This window comes from Polaromonas sp., assembly GCF_035638815.1.
In the GTDB taxonomy this organism is placed as follows: domain Bacteria; phylum Pseudomonadota; class Gammaproteobacteria; order Burkholderiales; family Burkholderiaceae_C; genus Polaromonas.
This window is the reverse complement of sequence record NZ_DASQZG010000019.1, coordinates 131,255-150,889: the sequence shown is the minus strand read 5'-3', so window position 1 is coordinate 150,889 and position 19,635 is coordinate 131,255. Positions and strand designations below refer to the sequence as shown.

Genomic DNA, 19,635 nt, shown 5'->3' with positions numbered 1-19,635 from the left:
GCCAGTCATTCGACAAATTTTTTAGCCCCGACGCATGCAAGTGCGCAAGGTATCACGAGCACCGGAGCCATCCTTCCAGCTCATCCGGAACACTTCTTTCCCCTCAATGCTGACTGCAAATTCCTGCTGGTCCGGCATACCGGCAAGGGCAGCGTTCATGCTTGGTACGGCGAAGGTGAGTGTCCCGTAACCACGCATTGCAGGGGTGGTCTGGGCATTGAAAATTCTGACGGTTGAAGGAGACCCACCTGACTGGCTTAGGGTCGCAGAGATCTCTCTGAAGCGATCTGGTTGGGGGATGTTTTTACCGATAAAAGTGAGGAGGCCGCCCTCCCAACTTTTGTCGACTCCGCTCAGGGTGATAGACCCGTGAAGATTCGTATAAGTGGCGGCGCAAAACTCCCCTGGGGAGGCTGGCTGTCTTGCCTTGTAGTGCTGCCAATAGCCATTGACGTGTCGCATGAGGACAGGGTCTTTGCGAAGTTGCTGGAGTCTTTGAGCGTCCTGACGTAACTGTTCAATTTCCCGGTTGTATTGTTCAAGGGCGCGTTTCTGTTCTGGCGTAACGGCTTCGTAACCTCGCAGGTAGTAGGTGGGGCCGCTGTGCGTTGACGCACTGATACGTCTCTGAACGTCCCTGTGGAATGCTTGCGCGGAAAGTGCACTCATGGACTCACTGTGTGACTGAGCATGTACAAAAGCACCACTGGCCCCGAAATAGAGTGCGACCACGAGGCCTGACAGGGACTTCAGTTTGCGGAGTTCGGATATGGGTTGCATGATGCTTTTCGTGGCGAGAGGTCCTGTATGTCGTAGTGCCGTGGGGGTACGGAGACCTTTGGGCTGTAGTCCCCAAACTCTAACCCATCCCTTCGAGACAGACACCCTACTTGAGGAGGGTTCACTTCCACCGGCGGATTCCCAATACTGCGAATGTTGCAACTATCAAGAGGCTTTTCGCATGAACATCCGTAACCTGAAATCCGGCGCCTGTCTGAGCGCCATGGCACTACTTCTTCTGGGCTTGAGTGGTTGCGCGGCAACCATCCGCGATGATGGACTCGAGCAACGCACTTCTACCGCTATTGGACGCAGTGTGGGTACCTTCACCATCGCGAAAACGGGCGAAGAGACGGGAGGGCGCATCAACTACACAGTCAAGACGAAAGACGGCGCGGCATACCAGTGCTATATGTATTCCGCAACTGGGTTCCAGAAGGCCATGTCATTTGGGCAGACGCCTCACTCTGACGCTGTCTGCACGCAAATGGGACGCGGTGGTCCTAGCGCTGCCGCCGACAAACCCGGGGCCAGCTGCAATCCCTTACTCAAGGCGGCCGGAAGGTGCTGACAGTGCAGCGCTTGAGCCGCAGGCTTTACGCGGCTACGGGCGTGCGCTGACCCTAGTGGTAATCCTCAACCACGCTGTCCGGTCCTGCGGGCAGCGTGGCTAGTGTTCGCTTGCAGCGCCGGCTGCGAGGAACTTCTTGGCGTGTGCGGCGACTTTTTCAGGCTCCTCCAGTTGGGGCCAGTGCCCAGTGCCATCCAGGCACACAACGCTGGCATCAGGCACAAGGGCGCGGTAGCGATCCACCATGTGTTGCCCGGAGTTTGGATCACTGGTGCCGTTGATGAACAGCAGGGGGAAGGCGCGCTTGAGCAGGGGCTCCACCAGTCTGTCGCGCAAAGCGAGTCGTTCCCGCCAGAAGCGGCCAACCTTGTGTGTGACACGGAGCCCCTGGTTGTGCGTGACCATGCCCCAAAAATCGTCCAGCAAGGCTTCCCCGGGCTGTGTGTTTTGTCCGAACAGGGGTTTGATCGTGCGCCCGAACGCACGCCGCGACATGCGCGGACCGATCAAGGCCCCAAGCGGTGAGGAAAGCATGCGCAAAATCAGGCGTGGTTGATATGCCTCCGGGAAGAGCCCGCCATTAAGCATGACCACGGCATCGACTTTTGCCAGAGGCTCGCCCGCCATGCGCCTTGCCAGCATTTCCTGAGCCACGCTCACCCCTAAATCGTGCGCCATGAGGCTCAAGCGTTTGAGGCGCATCGCAGCAATCAGCCACTCATGCAGGTCAGCGTGTTCCTTGATGGAGTAGGCCAGATCAGCAGGTTTTTCCGATAAGCCCATTCCGGGCATATCCACCGCAATCAGGGTGTGGAGTTGTGAAAGAGCTGACCAGATCCGGTGCCAGTCGTACGAGGCCGTGGGGTACCCGTGAATCAGCAAAAGCGCAGGGCCTGACCCGCCAACCCGCACAAACACCTTGTGACCTCGATAGGCAACGAGTTTCCCGTGCGAGAACCACTCCTGCACACCCGGCGTGAGCTCGGTGCTCATCGCTGCATCAGCAGCCAGGCCAGCGTTAAGTGGACAAGCAGGCTGGTGATGTGGGCCAGTTGCCGCAGGCGCAACCAACGCTGAAACATGGCCACCGGGTGCAGTACGCGCGCGAATAGAAAAACAGGGCCAAGCCATGCAAGTGGCACCGTGTCACTGGATTGTGCGTCCAGCGCAAGCGCCAACACGGCAAACAGCAGGCACTGCTCCAGCGCATTTCCGTGCGCGCGGATGGCCACGGTGAGATCCCTGTGTCCGTCGTCGCCGTAGCTGACTTTGAACTTGAGGCGAAGTCGGGAGACGTTCAGTGAAAGCAGGGTGAGCAGTACCGCCAGTGATGCCAGTACGTGTGCAGAAGTGAGATTCATCCAATTCCTTTTTCATCAAAAAGAAATTGATTCTCCCGACGCGAATCGCGTGTGTGAACCCTACCAAAGAAGGGCGTCACATTGACGATTCAACGCATTTTTTGAAGTCCCTGGCTCCAACGAGGCTTGCTCCTGGACACGGCGAGGAAAATAGGCGTGGATTGGATGGTTCGGAACAGGTCGCCGATTGTGGACGTTCGGTACACCTTAGGCAACCCTACCCAAGTCGGGTGTCGAAAAGATGCGCGCGAGGGGGATGGATGCTACGATTTCCGGAGCTCATGCTCACCTCAAGCCCTTACGCAATCATTCTGGACGACCACCCGCTGGTGGGGCGTGGAATGGCTCAATACTTGCAATCGGTAAGACCGGAGCTGAACGTTTGCACGGCCACAAGCTGGGACGAGACACTGGCGCTTGTTGATACAAACGGCTACCCCCGCGTGCTGGTGGCCGATGTGTGGCTGGTCGAAGGCAACAGCCTTCCTTTGCTGACGCAGTGGCATGCGGCGCACCCAGACATACCCTGGCTGGCCATCAGTGCTGACGAGGATCCCGTAACAGTTGAGCGTGTGCGCGCCGCTGGTGCGAAAGGGTTTGTTCACAAGCAGGCTACGCCAGAGACTTTTGGTCAGGCCGTCTTTACGGTGCTGGATGGCGGGCAGTGGTTTGAAGCCGGGCCCGCGATGGGCATCAAGGATTCCGCAAAGCGCGAGTGGAAAGTAACTGCTGCCGAATTGGGCCTGACTTCGAGGCAGGGCGACATTCTGATCCTGCTTCTCAAAGGTTTGTCCAACAAACGTATCGCGCTGACGCTGGACATCACCGAAAGCACAGTCAAGGAGCATGTGACGGCCATTCTGGAGCGATTGAATGTGCGCACGCGGGTGGAGGCGATTATGGCGATGCAGGGTCGTCAGGTGGTTCCGTCGGAAGGCACATGAGGGCGACGGATTGGTTAGGCAGGGCGAAAGCGGTGCTTTGTCCTGGCGGTATTGCGCTGCTCAGCGCCAAAAGTCAGGCCGAGTTGCTCGACATGAGTTTTTCGCGCCTGAGATTCAGCGTCTACATGATGCCGCTGATCGCAGTGCCCTTGCTTGCATACTTCGGTTGGAAAGAAGATGCCGTGCCTGTGCTTGTGTGGGGATCAGCTTACCTCCTGCTCTCCGGGTTAGTGCGCCGCCTTGCGCGTGGTTATGCCGGGGATCAAGGGCGCCTCTCCGACCCTGCACTGGTGACACGCTGGCTTCCACGGGTCCAGAACCTGGCCTGGGTGCATGGTGCCGGCCTGGGCTTATCGGTCTTGGCAATGGTACCCGGCGCTTCCGCAGAATTCCGCATGCTTCTGTACGTGGTGATCGCCCACATTGTGGCCACCAACACAACACACCAGACGCCCACCTTTGGCGTATTTCTTCGCTTTTTCGCGCTTGGCTGGCACATCCCGGTGCTGCTGATGTATTGGCTGTTCCCTGACCTTTGGCGCGTCGCAATCCCTTTGGGTCTGATTTACACGCTGGTGATCTACCGGCACGCGCTGACATCGCACCGGTACGCCATTGAGCAGGTGAAGTTAAAAGAGAACAGCGAACTGCTGGCCGGGCAGTTTCGGGCGGCGAAGGAGCAGGCAGAGGCGGCATTGCAGGAGAAGAACCTGTTTCTCACCACAGCAAGCCATGATCTGCGCCAGCCGATTCATGCCATGTCTTTGCTGGTAGAGGCAATTTCCCTGCGCAACAAGCAGGCGCCGGTAACCCCGCTGCTGGTGGATCTGAAGCACTGCATGGCGTCGATGAACCAGATGTTCAATGCGCTGCTGGATCTTTCCCGGCTGGAAGCCGGTGCGCTGCCGCAAAGGTCTGCGCCGGTAGTGCTGAACACGCTGGTGCGCGACACGGTCACCCTGTTTCGCGAGCAGGCCAATCAACGCGGCCTGCAGTTGCGTATGCACGTGCCTCGGCAAGAGGCCGTCGTTTGGGCTGATTCGGCGTTGGTTCGCCAGGCCCTGGTTAACCTGGTGCACAACGCACTGCGTTATACGCAGCGGGGCGGGATTCTGATTGGGCTGCGTCGGCGCTCGGGGGGCTGGCAGCTAGAGGTGTGTGACACCGGCATCGGCATAGCTGAGCAAGACAAGGATCAGATTTTCTCGCCGTATTTCCGCAATGAACATGCGTGGCGCATCGACGGTGCGGGGCACGGGCTGGGGCTGGCAGTGGTGGCGCGGTGCGCGCGTCTGATGGAGGCTACCCTCGGATTTCGATCGCGAATGGGGCAGGGCTCGCGCTTCTGGCTGCTGATCCCTGCGTATGAGTCTTCGCGTTCTGTGACGGCGACGATACCCGAGGCGGCGGAGATGCAAAACGTCACTGTGAAACCCATCGGTGGCCGGTGTTTGGTGCTCGATGATGACCCGCAGGTGATCGGTGCGTGGAGGGCCTTATTGGAAGGCTGGGGCGTGAAAGGGCGATACGCCGGGAACGCAGGCGAGGCAATGGCCTGTCTTAACGATGGTTTCACGCCCGACGCCATTTTTTGCGATCAACGTCTGCGATCAGGCGAGAGTGGGTTTGATGTCCTGCGGGCGCTTCTGGCACGATGCCCATCGGCCAGCGGCGCCATGGTCAGCGGCGAGATCAACTCGCCCGAACTGGAGGAGGCGCGCGAAGAAGGTTATTTGGTGTTGCGCAAGCCCCTGAACTCTGATCAGCTTCGCGCAATACTGGTCACGTGGGCCAAGGCGTGACGATCGGCTAACAGAGGGGCTAAATAGTCAATGCGAGAACGGTGCGCTTGAAGCCTGCTTGGCGCCGACCTGCCTACGCGTGGGGCTGGCAGCCTGAACTATTCGCCCGTGCGGTCAGTTGCGGCAGGGACTCCCGCCACACGGCGCGCACCGTCAAAACGGCTCGCCCAGTAGGCGATGCGCATGCTCTCTACCCGGACTTCAGCGCCGGGCTTGGGCGAGTGGATGAACTTGCCGTCGCCGACGTAGATGCCCACATGGCTGAAGGTGCGTTTCAGGGTATTGAAAAATACCAGATCGCCCGGCTGAAGCTCTGCTTTATCGATGTTCTGGGTGGCGGCCGCCTGCTGCTCGGCGCGGCGCGGCAGGATCAGGCCTACGGACTGCTGGTATATGGCGCGGACAAAACCGCTGCAATCAAAACCGGTTTCAGCGGTATTGCCGCCGCGCTTGTAAGGCACGCCTAAAAATCCCATGGCGTTGACGACAAGCTCCGATGCCTTGTGGCCCACCGACTGGCGGACTTGCTCAATCTTGTTGAGAAGGCCTTTGTCGGCGAGGAATTTGTCCATCTCATCGCCGGACTGCCCAGGCGTGGCGTGGGCGAAGGCGGAGAAGAAGAGGCAACTGGCGATGAGGGTCAAACGCATGGGCGCTAGATTACTTGAAGGACCTGTCCTACGTCAAGATAAAGTTTTTTCTAGATTGCGGATTCAAGTCTTTGATTTGTAAGGATTTAATACAATTTATCGCATTGAGGCGCCATTGCTGACTAACCCCTGGAACCTGATTGGGCGCTCCGGGAGTGGCATATTTATGGGTTTCGGCGGCTTTTTGCCGCTTTTACCAGCTTTTCAGGGGTCAAATATGCCTTCCGCCCTTATCCGTCTTGCGCCGTTTGCTATTGTTTTTATAGTTTTCGGACTCTCCGGCTTTGGGGCCCACGCCCAGACCGTCAGGCCCGAAGCCGTGGCTACAGGACTGGAAAACCCATGGGGGCTGGCCTTTTTGCCCAACGGCCGATTTCTGGTGACGGAACGGGCCGGGCGACTCCGCGTGGTGGAGGCCAATGGGCAGGTTGGGGCTCCGCTTGCCGGCCTGCCCGCCATTGATGCCGGCGGGCAAGGCGGCCTGCACGACGTGATCACCGACACCGACTTTGCCGTCAACCGCCGTTTTTACTTCTGCTTCGCCGAGCCGGCCACCTCAGGGGGTGGCAACAGCACGGCCATGGCGCGCGCCACACTCTCGGCTGACAACACCCGGCTGGACGACGTCAGGGTCATCTTCAGCCAGAAGCCGAAATTTTCCAGCAGTGCCCACTTTGGCTGCCGCATCGTGGAAGCCCGCAAGGAAGGCAAGCCCGACGGGACCTTGCTCCTGACGCTGGGTGACCGCTACTCACGGATGCAGGACGCGCAAAAACTGGACAACCACCATGGCAAGGTCATCAGGGTGGGCAAGGACGGCACGGTTCCCAAAGACAATCCCTTCGTGGGCAGGGCCGGTGCGCTGCCAGAAATCTGGAGCTATGGCCACCGCAACATGCAGGGCGCGGCAGTCGCGCCGGACGGCACCTACTGGACACATGAGCACGGCCCGCAGGGCGGCGACGAGATCAACCTCCCCCAGCCGGGCCGCAACTACGGCTGGCCCGTGGTGACCTTTGGCGAAAACTATGGCGGTGGGAAAGTGGGAGAGGGGCTTACCGTCAAAGCGGGTATGGAGCCCCCACTGCACTACTGGGAGCCCTCCATTGCGCCCTCGGGGATGGCCTTTTTGACGAGCGACAAATACGGAAAGTCCTGGCAGGGCAATCTTTTCGTGGGCTCCCTGAAGTTTGGTTATCTGAACCGGATCGAACTGAGCGAACCTTTCAAGGGCAGGGTGGTGCGGGAGCACAAACTGCTGGAGGGTGGTGAGCGTATCCGTGATGTGCGGCAGGGCCCCGACGGCTTGTTATATGTGTTGACTGACAGCCCGAGGGGACGCCTCCTGCGTCTGCAGCCCGGCTAGACACCCTATATAGAATGGACAGCCCTTCCCGACTGAGAGTGAGTACGCGTGTCCGAACGATTTGAAGTCCTTTTGCAGTATGTGATGCCCAAGCGGGCCATGACCGAATTTGGCCACCACATTGCCTCCATGCGCGGCGGGGCGGTCACCACGTCCATCATTCGCTGGTTTATTGGCAAGTACGGCGTGAACATGACTGAGGCTGCCAATCCCGACATCACCAGTTACGCCAGCTTCAATGACTTTTTTACGCGCGCTCTCATGCCGGGCGCACGGCCGCTGGCAGCGGCGGATCTGATCTGTCCGGTCGACGGTGCGATCAGCCAGTTCGGCCCCATTGATGGCGACCAGATCTTTCAGGCAAAAGGCCACAACTATTCCACGACGGCCCTGGTGGGCGGCGATCGCGCACTGGCGGCGCGTTTTGACGGCGGCAGTTTTGCCACCATTTACCTCAGCCCCAAGGACTATCACCGGATTCACATGCCGGCTGAAGGGCGTTTGCAGCGCATGATTTACGTGCCCGGAGAGCTGTTTTCGGTCAACCCCGCGACCGCCCGCGGGGTGCCAGGCCTCTTTGCCCGCAACGAGCGGGTGGTGTGCGTTTTCGAATCTGCACGCGGCCCGTTTGTTCTCGTTCTGGTGGGTGCCACCATCGTGGGCAGCATGGCCACGGTTTGGCATGGCGTCGTCAACCCGCCCCGCACGCGTGAAGTGCGTGAGTGGACATACGACAGTCCGGCCGTCCACTTGCGTCAGGGCGATGAGATGGGCCGCTTTTTGCTGGGCTCCACCGTCGTCATGCTTTTCCCGAAGGGGCCATGCCGTTTCAATCCCGCATGGGAGCCCGGCAGCGCGGTCCGCCTGGGCGAGATGATGGCAAACCTGCAGGACCAGTAATCAGGTCGCTTTGCTATATTATTTGTAGCGAACTATCCACGTGTTTATTGGGCGAAGACGGGTTTTTGCCCATAAGCAACTTGCTGGCGTCAGTGAAGGCGACTACCCCTTCTTCATCCCTTTCCTACAGACCACACGAGCCTGAGAACTTATCTTCTTCCCACGCAAATTGTTTGCGCTGGGGGTTACTTGGCTCATGTTTATTCGAACGGTTCCGGCGCACTGGATGCTCAGGACCGTGCACTGAAGGCGCTTCTGGATCAGCTCCGCGACGCAGCCTATGAATTCACCACCGTCACGCCATTAACCCAGGCGAGGGTGCTTCGCAACCGGCGCGGTGCCTTGGGCAAATCACTGCAGGATATTTTTGGCTGGTCCATGCCGTTTGGCATTCACGCACTGCGCCCTTCGCTGATGGATACCTTGCTTCGGGCCGATGTTCTGAATCGGGAAGAGGGCGGTTTGTACCGCAGTCGGGTACGCGTCAGCACTCTGGACACAGATCTGTTTTTGCATTCCGCCTTTCCAACTGTTGAGCACGACGCAGTATTTTTTGGGCCGGACACTTCACGTTTTTTCAGCCTGATTCGCGATCACCTTCCGGCGGCCAGGCCTGAAGCCCCATTGCGCATTGCGGACATAGGTTGCGGCAGTGGCGCGGGCGGCATCATGGCGGCCCGCCTGAGGGTGGGTGCGGCCGTCGTTTTAAACGATATCAACCCACACGCCCTTCGTTTTGCCCGCATCAATGCCGAGTCTGCTGGTCTTCATGTTGAGCTTGCGCAGGGCGACTCTGTGGCTGCCTTGTCGAGCAATTTCGACGTGGTGTTATCCAATCCACCCTACCTTGTAGATGATGCCGCGCGCGCCTATCGGCACGGCGGGGAAGACCTTGGGAGGGCTTTGAGTGTCCGCATCGGTGCGCAGGCCCTACAACGACTATCGCCCGGCGGGCGTCTGATCTTGTATACGGGGGTCGCCATCGTCGAGGGAGTAGATCACTTCATCAAGGACATGGAGCCGTTTTTAGGTGAGGCAGCCTGTACGTACACGTACTGCGAAATTGACCCGGACGTTTTTGGTGAAGAGCTGGAGCGTCCAGCCTATGAGGGGGCCGACCGGATTGCCGCCGTTGGACTGGTGGCGGTCAAGGCCTGACGCGCATTGTTGGCGCGCATTTGAGGTGAAAAATCCCTCACTGTAATTTTGGTTTCAAGATTTTTTTGTAGGCCAACTTCCATAGTTTGTAAAGTGTTTGGTCCCTGCAAAAACTTGCTGAAATTTTGTCGAAAAAGCACTGCGCATCGTTGTCTGCGTACGTGACAGAAGGTAACCTCGCAGGCGGGTGGGACCATCCCCACGTTTGACCATTTTTATTACTTTTTAGAGGACTCCCCATGGAGGCTATAGCACGATTGCCTGTAGTTGCGCGCGATAAAGAAATCGAGCTTGAAACCTTGCTCAAAGCCATGGAAGCGTTGCGCCGGGGAGACCCCAATGTTGCATTGCCCACTGAGTGGGATGGCATTTTCGGCAAGCTGGCGACGGAGTTCAACCAGTTGGCGGCAGTCAGCGTCAACACTGCCGACAAGGTCAAGGCCCTGAAAGCGCGCAAACCTGCAGGCAACAAGGCGCCCGCAAAATCGGCTCAATCGCGCGTTACGGGGTTCTGGTCTGACAGCCTCGCCGCCGTGGATACCTTTGTTCAGGAGGCCGAGACAAGCGCCGAGCAACAAAAGACTTTTCTGACAGCGCTGGTTGCGCTGAAAAAAGGCGACAGCGCGGCCGCCCTCCCGCTGGACTGGACCGGATTGCCGGGCCGTCTTGCTGATGTCTTTAACGACGTTGTGTCCGAGAACGTGCGGATGTCCGAAGAACTGGCTCGCCTGAGTCGCGTGGTCGGCAAGGAGGGAAAGCTCAAGGAGCGTGCCCGCGTCCCCAATGCCAGCGGTTTCTGGCGCGATTCGGCCGAATCGATCAACTCCCTGATCGCCGATCTGGTGCACCCCACCAGCGAGGTGGCGCGTGTGATTGGTGCGGTGGCGCAGGGTGACCTGTCCAAGTCCATGGCGCTTGAGGCCGAAGGCCGGGCGCTGGAAGGCGAGTTTTTACGCACCGCGATGATCATCAACAAGATGGTGGAGCAGCTGGGTACGTTTTCTGCAGAGGTGACGCGGGTTGCGCGCGAGGTGGGTACCGAAGGAAAACTCGGTGGACAGGCCGATGTGCAGGGGGTGGCCGGTACCTGGAAAGACTTGACTGATTCGGTCAACTCCATGGGTTCGAACCTGACGGCGCAGGTGCGAAACATTGCTGAGGTGACAACCGCTGTGGCGGCCGGCGACTTGTCCAAAAAGATCACGGTGGACGTGAAGGGCGAGATTCTTGAACTGAAAAATACCATCAACACCATGGTGGACCAGTTGCGATCCTTTGCGTCTGAAGTGACGCGGGTGGCGCGAGAAGTGGGTACCGAAGGAAAGCTGGGCGGTCAGGCCGATGTGCAAGGTGTGGCGGGTACGTGGAAAGACTTGACCGACTCTGTCAACTTCATGGCCGGTAATCTGACCTCTCAGGTGCGAAACATCGCGGATGTGACAACCGCGGTGGCGGCGGGCGACCTCTCCAAAAAGATCACGGTGGATGTGAAGGGAGAGATTCTGGAACTGAAGAACACCATCAATACCATGGTGGATCAGTTGTCATCGTTTGCGTCCGAAGTGACGCGGGTGGCCCGGGAGGTGGGTACCGAAGGAAAACTGGGCGGCCAGGCCGACGTGCAGGGTGTGGCGGGTACCTGGAAAGACTTGACAGATTCGGTCAACTCCATGGGCTCCAACCTGACGGGTCAGGTGCGAAACATTGCCGAGGTGACAACAGCTGTGGCGGCGGGTGACTTGTCCAAAAAAATCACGGTGGACGTGAAGGGCGAAATTCTCGAACTCAAGAACACCATCAACACCATGGTGGACCAGCTCCGCTCTTTCGCTTCCGAAGTGACGCGGGTTGCGCGAGAGGTGGGTACTGAGGGCAAGCTGGGCGGCCAGGCCGATGTGCAGGGTGTGGCAGGTACTTGGAAAGACTTGACCGATTCGGTCAACTCCATGGGCTCCAACCTGACAGGTCAGGTGCGAAACATTGCCGAGGTGACGAAAGCCGTTGCCGCTGGCGACTTGTCCAAGAAGATCACGGTGGACGTGAAGGGCGAGATTCTTGAACTCAAAAACACCATCAACACCATGGTGGATCAGCTGTCATCGTTTGCTTCTGAGGTGACCCGGGTGGCCCGGGAGGTGGGTACCGAAGGAAAGCTGGGCGGTCAGGCCGATGTGCAGGGCGTGGCAGGTACCTGGAAAGATTTGACAGACAACGTGAACTTCATGGCCGGTAACTTGACCGGCCAGGTGCGAAACATTGCCGAGGTGACAACTGCTGTGGCGGCCGGTGACTTGTCCAAAAAGATCACGGTGGACGTGAAGGGCGAGATTCTTGAACTGAAAAACACCATCAACACCATGGTGGACCAGTTGCGATCCTTTGCGTCTGAAGTAACGCGGGTGGCGCGAGAAGTCGGTACAGAGGGCAAGCTGGGCGGCCAGGCCGATGTGCAGGGTGTGGCAGGTACTTGGAAAGACTTGACCGACTCGGTCAACTCCATGGGCTCCAACTTGACGGGCCAGGTGCGAAACATTGCCGAGGTGACGAAAGCCGTGGCCGCTGGCGACCTTTCCAAGAAGATTACGGTGGACGTGAAGGGTGAGATTCTCGAACTCAAGAACACCATTAATACGATGGTTGACCAGTTGTCGTCATTCGCCTCCGAGGTGACTCGCGTTGCGCGAGAAGTGGGTACTGAGGGCAAGTTGGGTGGCCAGGCCGATGTGCAGGGTGTGGCCGGTACCTGGAAAGACTTGACTGATTCGGTTAACTCCATGGGCTCCAACCTGACAGCGCAGGTGCGAAACATTGCCGAAGTGACAACCGCTGTGGCGGCGGGTGACTTGTCCAAAAAGATCACGGTGGACGTGAAGGGCGAGATTCTTGAACTCAAGAACACCATCAACACCATGGTGGACCAGCTCCGGTCTTTTGCCTCCGAGGTGACGCGGGTTGCGCGAGAAGTGGGTACCGAGGGAAAGCTGGGCGGTCAGGCCGATGTGCAGGGTGTGGCGGGTACCTGGAAGGATTTGACCGACAACGTGAACTTCATGGCCGGTAACTTGACGTCTCAGGTGCGAAACATTGCAGACGTGACAAAAGCCGTGGCGGCAGGCGACTTGTCCAAAAAGATCACGGTGGACGTGAAGGGCGAAATTCTGGAGCTGAAGGCAACCATCAACACCATGGTGGACCAGCTTCGCTCCTTCGCTTCTGAAGTAACCCGGGTGGCCCGCGAGGTGGGTACCGAAGGCAAGCTGGGTGGTCAGGCGGACGTGCAGGGCGTGGCCGGTACCTGGAAGGATTTGACCGACAACGTGAACTTCATGGCCGGTAACCTGACCTCTCAGGTGCGCGGTATTGCCCGCGTGGTGACCGCGGTGGCTAACGGCGACCTTGAACGCAAACTGACCGTGGAGGCCAAGGGCGAAATTGCCGCGCTGGCCGACACCATTAACGGCATGACGGACACATTGGCCACGTTTGCTGACCAGGTGACCAGCGTGGCGCGTGAGGTGGGTGTGGAAGGCAAGTTGGGTGGTCAGGCCAAGGTGCCGGGTGCCTCCGGTACCTGGAAAGGTCTGACCGAAAACGTGAACCAGCTGGCCGCCAACTTGACCACACAGGTGCGAGCCATTGCCGAGGTGGCGACTGCCGTGACGCAGGGTGACTTGACCCGCTCCATCACGGTGGAAGCGCTGGGCGAGGTGGCCGCGCTGAAGGACACCATCAACGAGATGATCCGCAACCTGAAGGACACCACGCAGGTGAATACCGAGCAGGATTGGCTCAAGACCAATCTTGCAAAGTTCTCCCGCATGTTGCAGGGCCAAAAAGACATGGTGGCGGTGGGTCACCTTATCCTTTCCGAACTGGCGCCTGTGGTGGGTGCGCAGCAAGCCGAGTTTTACGTGCTGCGCTACAACCAGGAGCAGCCCATGCTGCGCCTCATGGCAAGTTATGCCTCGGACGGCCACGGTTCCTACGGCAAAGAAGTGGCGCTCGGGCAGGGCCTTGTTGGGCAGTGCGCGTATGACAAAGAGAAGATTCTGCTGACCTCGTCCATCCCGGAGAGCTTGCGTATTTCTTCCGGCATGACCGAGGTTGCGCCGTTGAATGTGCTGGTCTTGCCAATTATTTTTGAAGGACAGGTCAGGGGCGTGATGGAGCTGGCTTCGGTTGAGCGCTTCAACCCCGCGCATCAGGCGTTCCTGGACCAACTGACAGAAAGTATCGGTATCGTGATCAACACGATCGAGGCGAATATGCGGACAGAGGACTTGCTGACGCAGTCCCAGTCGCTGGCGCAAGAGCTTCAGAGCCGGCAGCAAGAGCTGCAGCAGACCAACGAAGAGCTGCAGGAAAAAGCGCGCCTTCTGGTGCACCAGAACCATGAGGTGGAGCGCAAAAACCAGGAGGTGGAGCAGGCCCGCCAGGCGCTGGAGGAAAAAGCCAAACAGCTCTCGCTGACCTCCAAATACAAGTCTGAATTTTTGGCCAACATGTCGCACGAGCTGCGCACGCCGTTGAACAGTCTGTTGATTCTGTCTGACCAGCTTTGCAAAAATCCTGAGGGCAATCTGGTGCCCAAACAGGTTGAATTTGCCAAGACGATTCACTCGTCGGGCAATGACCTCTTGATGCTGATCAACGACATTCTTGACCTGTCCAAGATCGAGTCCGGCACCGTGGTGGTGGATGTCAGCGAAATTCGCCTGTCGGACCTGCAGCTGTATGTGGAGCGGTCTTTCCGCCACGTTGCTGAAGCGAAAAACGTTGAGTTTCTGCTGACCACCGGTCTGCAGTTGCCCGTATCCATGGTGACCGACCTGAAGCGTCTGCAGCAGATCCTGAAAAACCTTTTGTCCAACGCGTTCAAGTTCACGCACAACGGGCATGTGGCCTTGTCAATTGAGGAGGTCTTCACCGGCTGGAGCCCGGACCATGAGGAGCTGAACCGCGCGCAGCAGGTGATTGCCTTCACGGTCACCGACACCGGTATCGGTATCTCGCCAGACAAACAGCAAATTATTTTTGAAGCTTTCCAGCAGGCCGACGGCAGTACCAGCCGCAAGTACGGCGGTACTGGCCTGGGTCTGGCCATCAGCCGCGAGCTGTCACGGCTGCTGGGCGGTGAGATTCGGCTGTCCAGCGCACCGGGTGAGGGAAGTGCGTTTGTGCTTTACCTGCCCATCAACTTCGCGACGACTCGCGCCTTGCGCAGGTCTGCCATGGAGTCCCGAGCCGAAGCGGTTCCGCAGATCGCCCCGAGCCAGTTCAGGCCTATGCCTCCGGACGCGGACTCGGGTTACGCAGAGTTGGGTTCTGATTCTTCCACCCCATTGGATGAAGCTTCCGACGACCGCCAGATCATCCAGCCGGGCGACCGTGTATTGCTGATTGTGGAGAACGATCTCGCATTTGCCAGCTTCCTGCTGGACGCGGCGCGTGCCAAAGGCTTCAAGGGTCTGGTGACCTCGCGCGGCGCGGGCGCGCTGACGCTTGCGAACCAGTTCGCACCTTCCGCCATTACGCTGGACATGTACTTGCCCGACATGGAGGGTTGGCGGGTGCTGGACCGCCTCAAGCAGGACATGACCGTGCGGCACATTCCCGTGTGTGTTATTTCTACCGACGACTCCAAAGAGCGCGCTTTCCGTTCAGGCGCCATCGCCTTTGTTGAAAAGCCCATTCCGAATCAGGAGGTGCTGGACCAGATGCTGGACCAGCTCTACAACTACGTCGCCAGCGACAACCGCAAGGTGCTTTTGCATGTCGGCGATTTCGATGGCCGCAACCAGATCAGCGAGTATTTGCAGGCTGAGGGTGTCACGACAATCTCGGTTGCCTCGCCCCAGGACATCGTGGCACGCCTGAAGTCTGAACATTGGGATTGCCTGGTCGTGGACGAAAGCAGCGTTGCCTCGGAGCTTGGCCAGTGGCGCGAGGCGCTTGCGTCGCAGGAGTTGCTGGGTCCCATGTCGGTGATCGTCTACCGTGATGAGCTGATCAGTCCGGGCGAAGCTGAGGCATGGCAGTCCGGCGAGGAAATAACCATGCGCGAGGCCCGCTCACTGCCCAAGCTTTTCGACCTGGCCCTGCATGCACTCCACATCAGTCCAGCCCGGCTGTCGGATGCCCGCCATGCTGAGTTGAAAAAATTTCATGAGGCCAACAAGACGCTGGCGGGGAAACGCGTGCTGATCGTGGATGACGACATGCGCAATATTTTTGCCCTGGCCACTGTCCTTGAAGACGAAGTCATGGACGTGATCTGGGCGGACAACGGAAAAGACGCCATCGCCAAGGTTGCGGCGGACCCAAGCATTCAAATCGTCCTGATGGATATCATGATGCCCGAGATGGACGGCATGGTGACCATGCAGGAAATCCGTAAACTGCCCAATGGAAAAAATTTGCCGATGATTGCTGTGACTGCCAAAGCCATGAAAGGCGACCGGGAAAAATGCATTGAAGCAGGTGCATGGGACTACCTTTCCAAACCGGTCAACACCACAGACCTGCTGACGGTTCTACGAGCCTGGCTTCCCCAATGAGTGCTGTTCTCGCCACTGCTTCGTCGCGACCACCGGTGAGTGACGATTTCAAGTCCAACATTCTGGTGGTTGATGACCTGCCAGAAAAACACGTTGTATTTGGCACGATTCTGGAGGAGCTGGAACAGAACGTTTTTCATGCACGGTCTGGCAAGGAGGCACTGCGGCTGATCCTGAACATGGATTTCGCGGTCATTCTGCTGGACGTCAACATGCCAGATATCGACGGTCTGGAAACCGGCAAGCTCATCCGGCAATACAAGAGGACGGCTAAGACCCCCATCCTTTTCATCACGGCCTACGTGGATGAGACGCAGGCTATCCAGGGATATGCCCTGGGCGCTGTGGACTACATCGCCTCGCCTGTGGTTCCGGAGATTTTGCGCTCCAAGGTCAAGGTTTTTGTTGACCTGCACCGCATGAATCGCCAGCTGCAGGCGCAGGCCGCGGAGAGGGAGGCGCTGGCACGGTCGGAGGCAGCACGCGTGGCGGCCGAGGAGTCCATCCAGCGGGCTCACTATCTGTCCGAGGCCAGCCAGACCTTGTCGCGTTCGCTTGATGTTGATGCGACTGTGCAGGCGCTGGTGCAGATAGCACTGCCCGCATTGGCCGACATGGCGGCCGTGGCCTTGCTCGACAGCCACGGCGAACTGATTTGTACCGACATCGTGGACTCACCCAGCCCCGCGTTGTCATTGCCGGTTGCTGGCTCGCGCAAGCTTAATCCCGAGATGACGCAGGCCATGCGCTCGGCCATGCTGTCACGGGAAATTGAATTTGTCGCGCCTGTTGGTCTCTGGACAGAGCGGCGCGCGGACGAGAGCGGCGAGGGCGTTCTTGCCCTGCCTGCCGCCGTGGAGAAGGTGGCTTTGTGCCCGCTCTTTGCAGGCGAACGACCACTGGGAGCCTTGTTGCTGTTTGGGCGTCCGGATCACTTTACCGGAACCCGGATCTCCCTGATCAAAGAAGTGGTCAGCCGCGCCAGCATTGCAATGGAAAACGCGCGACTGTACAGCCTGGTGCAGGAGGCAGACCGGCGGAAGAACGAGTTTCTGGCAATGCTCGCCCACGAGTTGCGCAATCCTCTAGCCCCCATACGCAACGCCGTACGCATCATGCAGGGCGCGGCCCTGGCAGACTCAAAAATGATCTGGGCGCGGGACGTCATCGGGCGTCAGGTGGACCACATGTCACGCATGGTGGACGACTTGCTGGATGTCTCGCGTATTGCCCGTGGCAAGGTGACGGTGCAGACGGAAATTTTGTCCCTGGCAATGTTGTGTGAGCGCGCCGTGGAAGCCAGCGCGCCCCTGATCAATTCGCGACAACAGCGGCTGACCCTTGCACTGCCACAAGATCATGTCCTCATCGAAGGCGACACCGTGCGTCTGTGTCAGGTCTTGTCAAACCTTCTTAACAATGCCTCCAAATTCACTCCGCCTGATGGTGTGATCGAGCTCTCTGCGGAGATGAACGGGCCTGACGTGGAGATCTGCGTCAAGGACAACGGTCAGGGCATAGACCCCGCCTTTTTGCCCTATATGTTCGATCTGTTTGCGCAGGGAGATCAGGCGCTGGATCGCGCTCAGGGCGGGCTGGGTATTGGGCTCACGCTCGTCAAACATCTTGTCGAGCTGCATGGCGGTGACGTCCGCGTGTTTAGCGAAGGTTTGGGGCTTGGCGCTGAAGTCACCCTTCGTTTGCCCGCTCGTGTGACGGACGCTGAGGGTATGGCGCCAGTGGTGCGACCACCTTCGGCGCCGGTTCGGGTGGCTGGGGCCACACGGGTGCTGGTGGTGGATGACCTGTTGGCCTCGGCGGAGACCATGAAAGTGCTGCTGGAGTCTGAAGGGTATGTGGTGCAGATAGCAGGCGACGGCCCATCTGCGCTGGCCGCGGCCAAGGAGTTTTCTCCGTCCGTTGTCATTCTTGACATCGGGCTTCCCGGAATGAGCGGGTTTGAAGTGGCGCAGCAGATGAGGCAGCGTGAGGAAACGCGGGACGCATTGCTGATAGCCCTCACAGGTTACGGCGAGGCGGAAAGCCGCTTGCGCTCCAGCAAGTCGGGGTTTGATCATCACGTGGTCAAGCCCGCAGACATCGATCTCCTGCTGGGCCTCATCAGTCAGGCAAGCCCCCGCAAGGTCTAAAGTCAAACCAGCGGGTTAAGGGCGGGTTCCCGGCGGAGCTGTCCTACAACCGTCTGGTCGTTTTTTGAACGACTGGTGGCGCGCCGCGACCCTAAACTGGTTTATCCCGATTACGTACACCGATGAGCCAAGCCCAAATAACCGGAGCAAACAGCGCGAAAAAGCGCGCGTTGAATGTGTTTGTCATTGAAGACAATGTCACCTTGCGTCAGCTCATGGTCGAAGCGCTTGGCGAGATACCCCATGTCGACGTCGTTTTTTTTGCTGACAATGAAGTCTCTGCCACCAACTGGCTGTCTTCGCACGATGGTGCCTGGGACCTGGCCGTTGTGGATTTGCATTTGAAGCAGGGCAGTGGCGTTGGCGCGTTGAGTTGGTGCACCACCCGCAGACCCGACCAGCGTGTCGTGGTGCTCAGTGGTGAACTTACGGCTGACGTACGCGCCCAGTGCCTGGCACTCGGGTCTGACGCGGTGTTCGACAAATCCACACAAATGGACAGTTTTCTCGACTATTGCCGGGATTTGGCGGCGCCCAAAAATGCTCTGATTTCTTGAGCGCGCCGCGGCGTCGGTATCATGAGCGCATGACTCTCCCGGCACTCAGGCTGACAACGCTTACTGGCCTCAATCGCAAGGCGCGCGACTGGCTAAACGGTTGGTGGCGACTGATATATCTGGGCGCGATGATTCTGGTGCTGACGATGTCGCCATCGAGCTACTCGCGCCAGAACCGAGTTCTGCTGGCGCGGCACATTTATCACAATACAGCGCCCATTCTGTTGGGCTTCACCCTGATGTGCGCGGTTATTACCGTGGTCATCACACGCATTGTGATTGTCACCGCGCTGAGTTATGGGCTCACGCAGTACGCCTTGCAGGTTGTGATTCGCGTGCTGGTGCTGGAGCTGATTCCCCTGACGGCAGCATTGTTTGTGGCGCTGCGCTGTGCCATTGCCAGCGGGGTCGAGCTTGCACAGATGCGCCGACTGGGGCAGCTGGACGCTTTGCGGCAACGCGGGCTGGACCCTGTCCGGATTGAAGTGCTGCCCCGCGTGGTGGCTGGAATTTTTTCAACCATCACACTTGCCGCCCTGAGTTGTGTGGTCGCGCTGGTGATGGCTTACCTTGCGGTGTATGGCTTTACCCTGTCGGGCGTGGTGGGTTACACGCGTTTGTTCGGCCAGGTTTTCAATCCGGCCGTCACAGTGATTTTTCTGATGAAGACGCTGTTTTTCAGCCTTGCGGTGTCCTTGATCCCCATGGCATCTGCCATGTATGACGAAGCCGACTTGCGCTTTCGTGCCAGTGCCGAGTTGCGTGTGCTGGTGCGCATGTTTGCGGTTATTCTGGTGATTGAAGTGGTGTCCCTGATGGGCAATTATTATTAAGTCCTC

Annotated in this window: 14 protein-coding genes; 10 read left to right on the top strand and 4 right to left on the bottom strand. The window is 58.6% G+C overall.

Going from position 1 to position 19,635, the window contains the following annotated elements; genetic code table 11:
• Positions 1-21: 21 nt before the first annotated feature.
• Positions 22-669, bottom strand: a complete 648-nt coding sequence (locus VE934_RS13400; protein ID WP_324888293.1) for a hypothetical protein — start codon at positions 667-669, stop codon at positions 22-24.
• Positions 670-961: 292 nt separating this feature from the next.
• Between VE934_RS13400 and VE934_RS13395 the strand changes: the two genes are divergently transcribed.
• Positions 962-1,351, top strand: a complete 390-nt coding sequence (locus tag VE934_RS13395; RefSeq protein WP_324888291.1) for a hypothetical protein — start codon at positions 962-964, stop codon at positions 1,349-1,351.
• Positions 1,352-1,450: 99 nt separating this feature from the next.
• On the opposite strand, the gene VE934_RS13390 is transcribed toward VE934_RS13395, so the two are convergent.
• Together VE934_RS13390 and VE934_RS13385 are read right to left on the bottom strand one after the other, a co-directional pair.
• A complete protein-coding gene (locus VE934_RS13390) occupies positions 1,451-2,344 on the bottom strand; it encodes an alpha/beta hydrolase (RefSeq protein ID WP_324888289.1) in 894 nt (297 codons plus the stop codon).
• Positions 2,341-2,712, bottom strand: coding sequence for an MAPEG family protein (locus tag VE934_RS13385; RefSeq protein ID WP_324888287.1), 372 nt, complete (start codon positions 2,710-2,712; stop codon positions 2,341-2,343). Before VE934_RS13385 ends, VE934_RS13390 begins: the two co-directional genes overlap by 4 nt.
• A 281-nt stretch (positions 2,713-2,993) precedes the next feature.
• On the opposite strand from VE934_RS13385, the gene VE934_RS13380 reads away from it, so the two are divergent.
• Both VE934_RS13380 and VE934_RS13375 read left to right on the top strand, forming a co-directional pair.
• Positions 2,994-3,656 (top strand): response regulator transcription factor, encoded by a 663-nt coding sequence (locus VE934_RS13380; protein WP_324888285.1) that lies wholly within the window; start codon positions 2,994-2,996, stop codon positions 3,654-3,656.
• Positions 3,653-5,458, top strand: a complete 1,806-nt coding sequence (locus VE934_RS13375; RefSeq protein WP_324888283.1) for a hybrid sensor histidine kinase/response regulator — start codon at positions 3,653-3,655, stop codon at positions 5,456-5,458. The genes VE934_RS13380 and VE934_RS13375 overlap by 4 nt, the downstream gene beginning before the upstream one ends.
• A gap of 98 nt (positions 5,459-5,556) precedes the next feature.
• On the opposite strand, the gene VE934_RS13370 is transcribed toward VE934_RS13375, so the two are convergent.
• Entirely contained in the window at positions 5,557-6,108 is a 552-nt protein-coding gene (locus tag VE934_RS13370; RefSeq protein WP_324888282.1) for a C40 family peptidase, read from the bottom strand.
• A gap of 217 nt (positions 6,109-6,325) precedes the next feature.
• Between VE934_RS13370 and VE934_RS13365 the strand changes: the two genes are divergently transcribed.
• From VE934_RS13365 to VE934_RS13335, 7 genes are all read left to right on the top strand, one after another.
• Positions 6,326-7,474: a PQQ-dependent sugar dehydrogenase gene (locus VE934_RS13365; protein WP_324888280.1), complete on the top strand. Its 1,149-nt coding sequence runs from the start codon at positions 6,326-6,328 to the stop codon at positions 7,472-7,474.
• 48 nt (positions 7,475-7,522) lie between these two features.
• Positions 7,523-8,374: an archaetidylserine decarboxylase gene (asd, locus tag VE934_RS13360; protein ID WP_324888278.1), complete on the top strand. Its 852-nt coding sequence runs from the start codon at positions 7,523-7,525 to the stop codon at positions 8,372-8,374.
• 189 nt (positions 8,375-8,563) lie between these two features.
• A complete protein-coding gene (locus VE934_RS13355; protein ID WP_324888276.1) occupies positions 8,564-9,532 on the top strand; it encodes a class I SAM-dependent methyltransferase in 969 nt (322 codons plus the stop codon).
• A 239-nt stretch (positions 9,533-9,771) separates the two neighbouring features.
• Positions 9,772-16,089 (top strand): HAMP domain-containing protein, encoded by a 6,318-nt coding sequence (locus VE934_RS13350; protein WP_324888274.1) that lies wholly within the window; start codon positions 9,772-9,774, stop codon positions 16,087-16,089.
• Positions 16,086-18,239 (top strand): response regulator, encoded by a 2,154-nt coding sequence (locus VE934_RS13345; RefSeq protein ID WP_324888272.1) that lies wholly within the window; start codon positions 16,086-16,088, stop codon positions 18,237-18,239. The genes VE934_RS13350 and VE934_RS13345 overlap by 4 nt, the downstream gene beginning before the upstream one ends.
• Positions 18,240-18,361: 122 nt before the next feature.
• Complete coding sequence (locus VE934_RS13340; RefSeq protein WP_324888270.1) at positions 18,362-18,796, top strand: response regulator; 435 nt, start codon at positions 18,362-18,364, stop codon at positions 18,794-18,796.
• A gap of 29 nt (positions 18,797-18,825) precedes the next feature.
• Entirely contained in the window at positions 18,826-19,629 is an 804-nt protein-coding gene (locus VE934_RS13335) for an ABC transporter permease (protein WP_324888268.1), read from the top strand.
• Positions 19,630-19,635: the final 6 nt, after the last annotated feature.

Coding starts and splice junctions, on each gene's coding strand:
- VE934_RS13400 (WP_324888293.1), bottom strand. CDS start 669: ATGAGTGCACTTTCCGCGCAAGCATTCCACAGGGACGTTCAGAGACGT.
- VE934_RS13395 (WP_324888291.1), top strand. CDS start 962: ATGAACATCCGTAACCTGAAATCCGGCGCCTGTCTGAGCGCCATGGCA.
- VE934_RS13390 (WP_324888289.1), bottom strand. CDS start 2,344: ATGAGCACCGAGCTCACGCCGGGTGTGCAGGAGTGGTTCTCGCACGGG.
- VE934_RS13385 (WP_324888287.1), bottom strand. CDS start 2,712: ATGAATCTCACTTCTGCACACGTACTGGCATCACTGGCGGTACTGCTC.
- VE934_RS13380 (WP_324888285.1), top strand. CDS start 2,994: ATGCTCACCTCAAGCCCTTACGCAATCATTCTGGACGACCACCCGCTG.
- VE934_RS13375 (WP_324888283.1), top strand. CDS start 3,653: ATGAGGGCGACGGATTGGTTAGGCAGGGCGAAAGCGGTGCTTTGTCCT.
- VE934_RS13370 (WP_324888282.1), bottom strand. CDS start 6,108: ATGCGTTTGACCCTCATCGCCAGTTGCCTCTTCTTCTCCGCCTTCGCC.
- VE934_RS13365 (WP_324888280.1), top strand. CDS start 6,326: ATGCCTTCCGCCCTTATCCGTCTTGCGCCGTTTGCTATTGTTTTTATA.
- VE934_RS13350 (WP_324888274.1), top strand. CDS start 9,772: ATGGAGGCTATAGCACGATTGCCTGTAGTTGCGCGCGATAAAGAAATC.
- VE934_RS13345 (WP_324888272.1), top strand. CDS start 16,086: ATGAGTGCTGTTCTCGCCACTGCTTCGTCGCGACCACCGGTGAGTGAC.
- VE934_RS13340 (WP_324888270.1), top strand. CDS start 18,362: ATGAGCCAAGCCCAAATAACCGGAGCAAACAGCGCGAAAAAGCGCGCG.
- VE934_RS13335 (WP_324888268.1), top strand. CDS start 18,826: ATGACTCTCCCGGCACTCAGGCTGACAACGCTTACTGGCCTCAATCGC.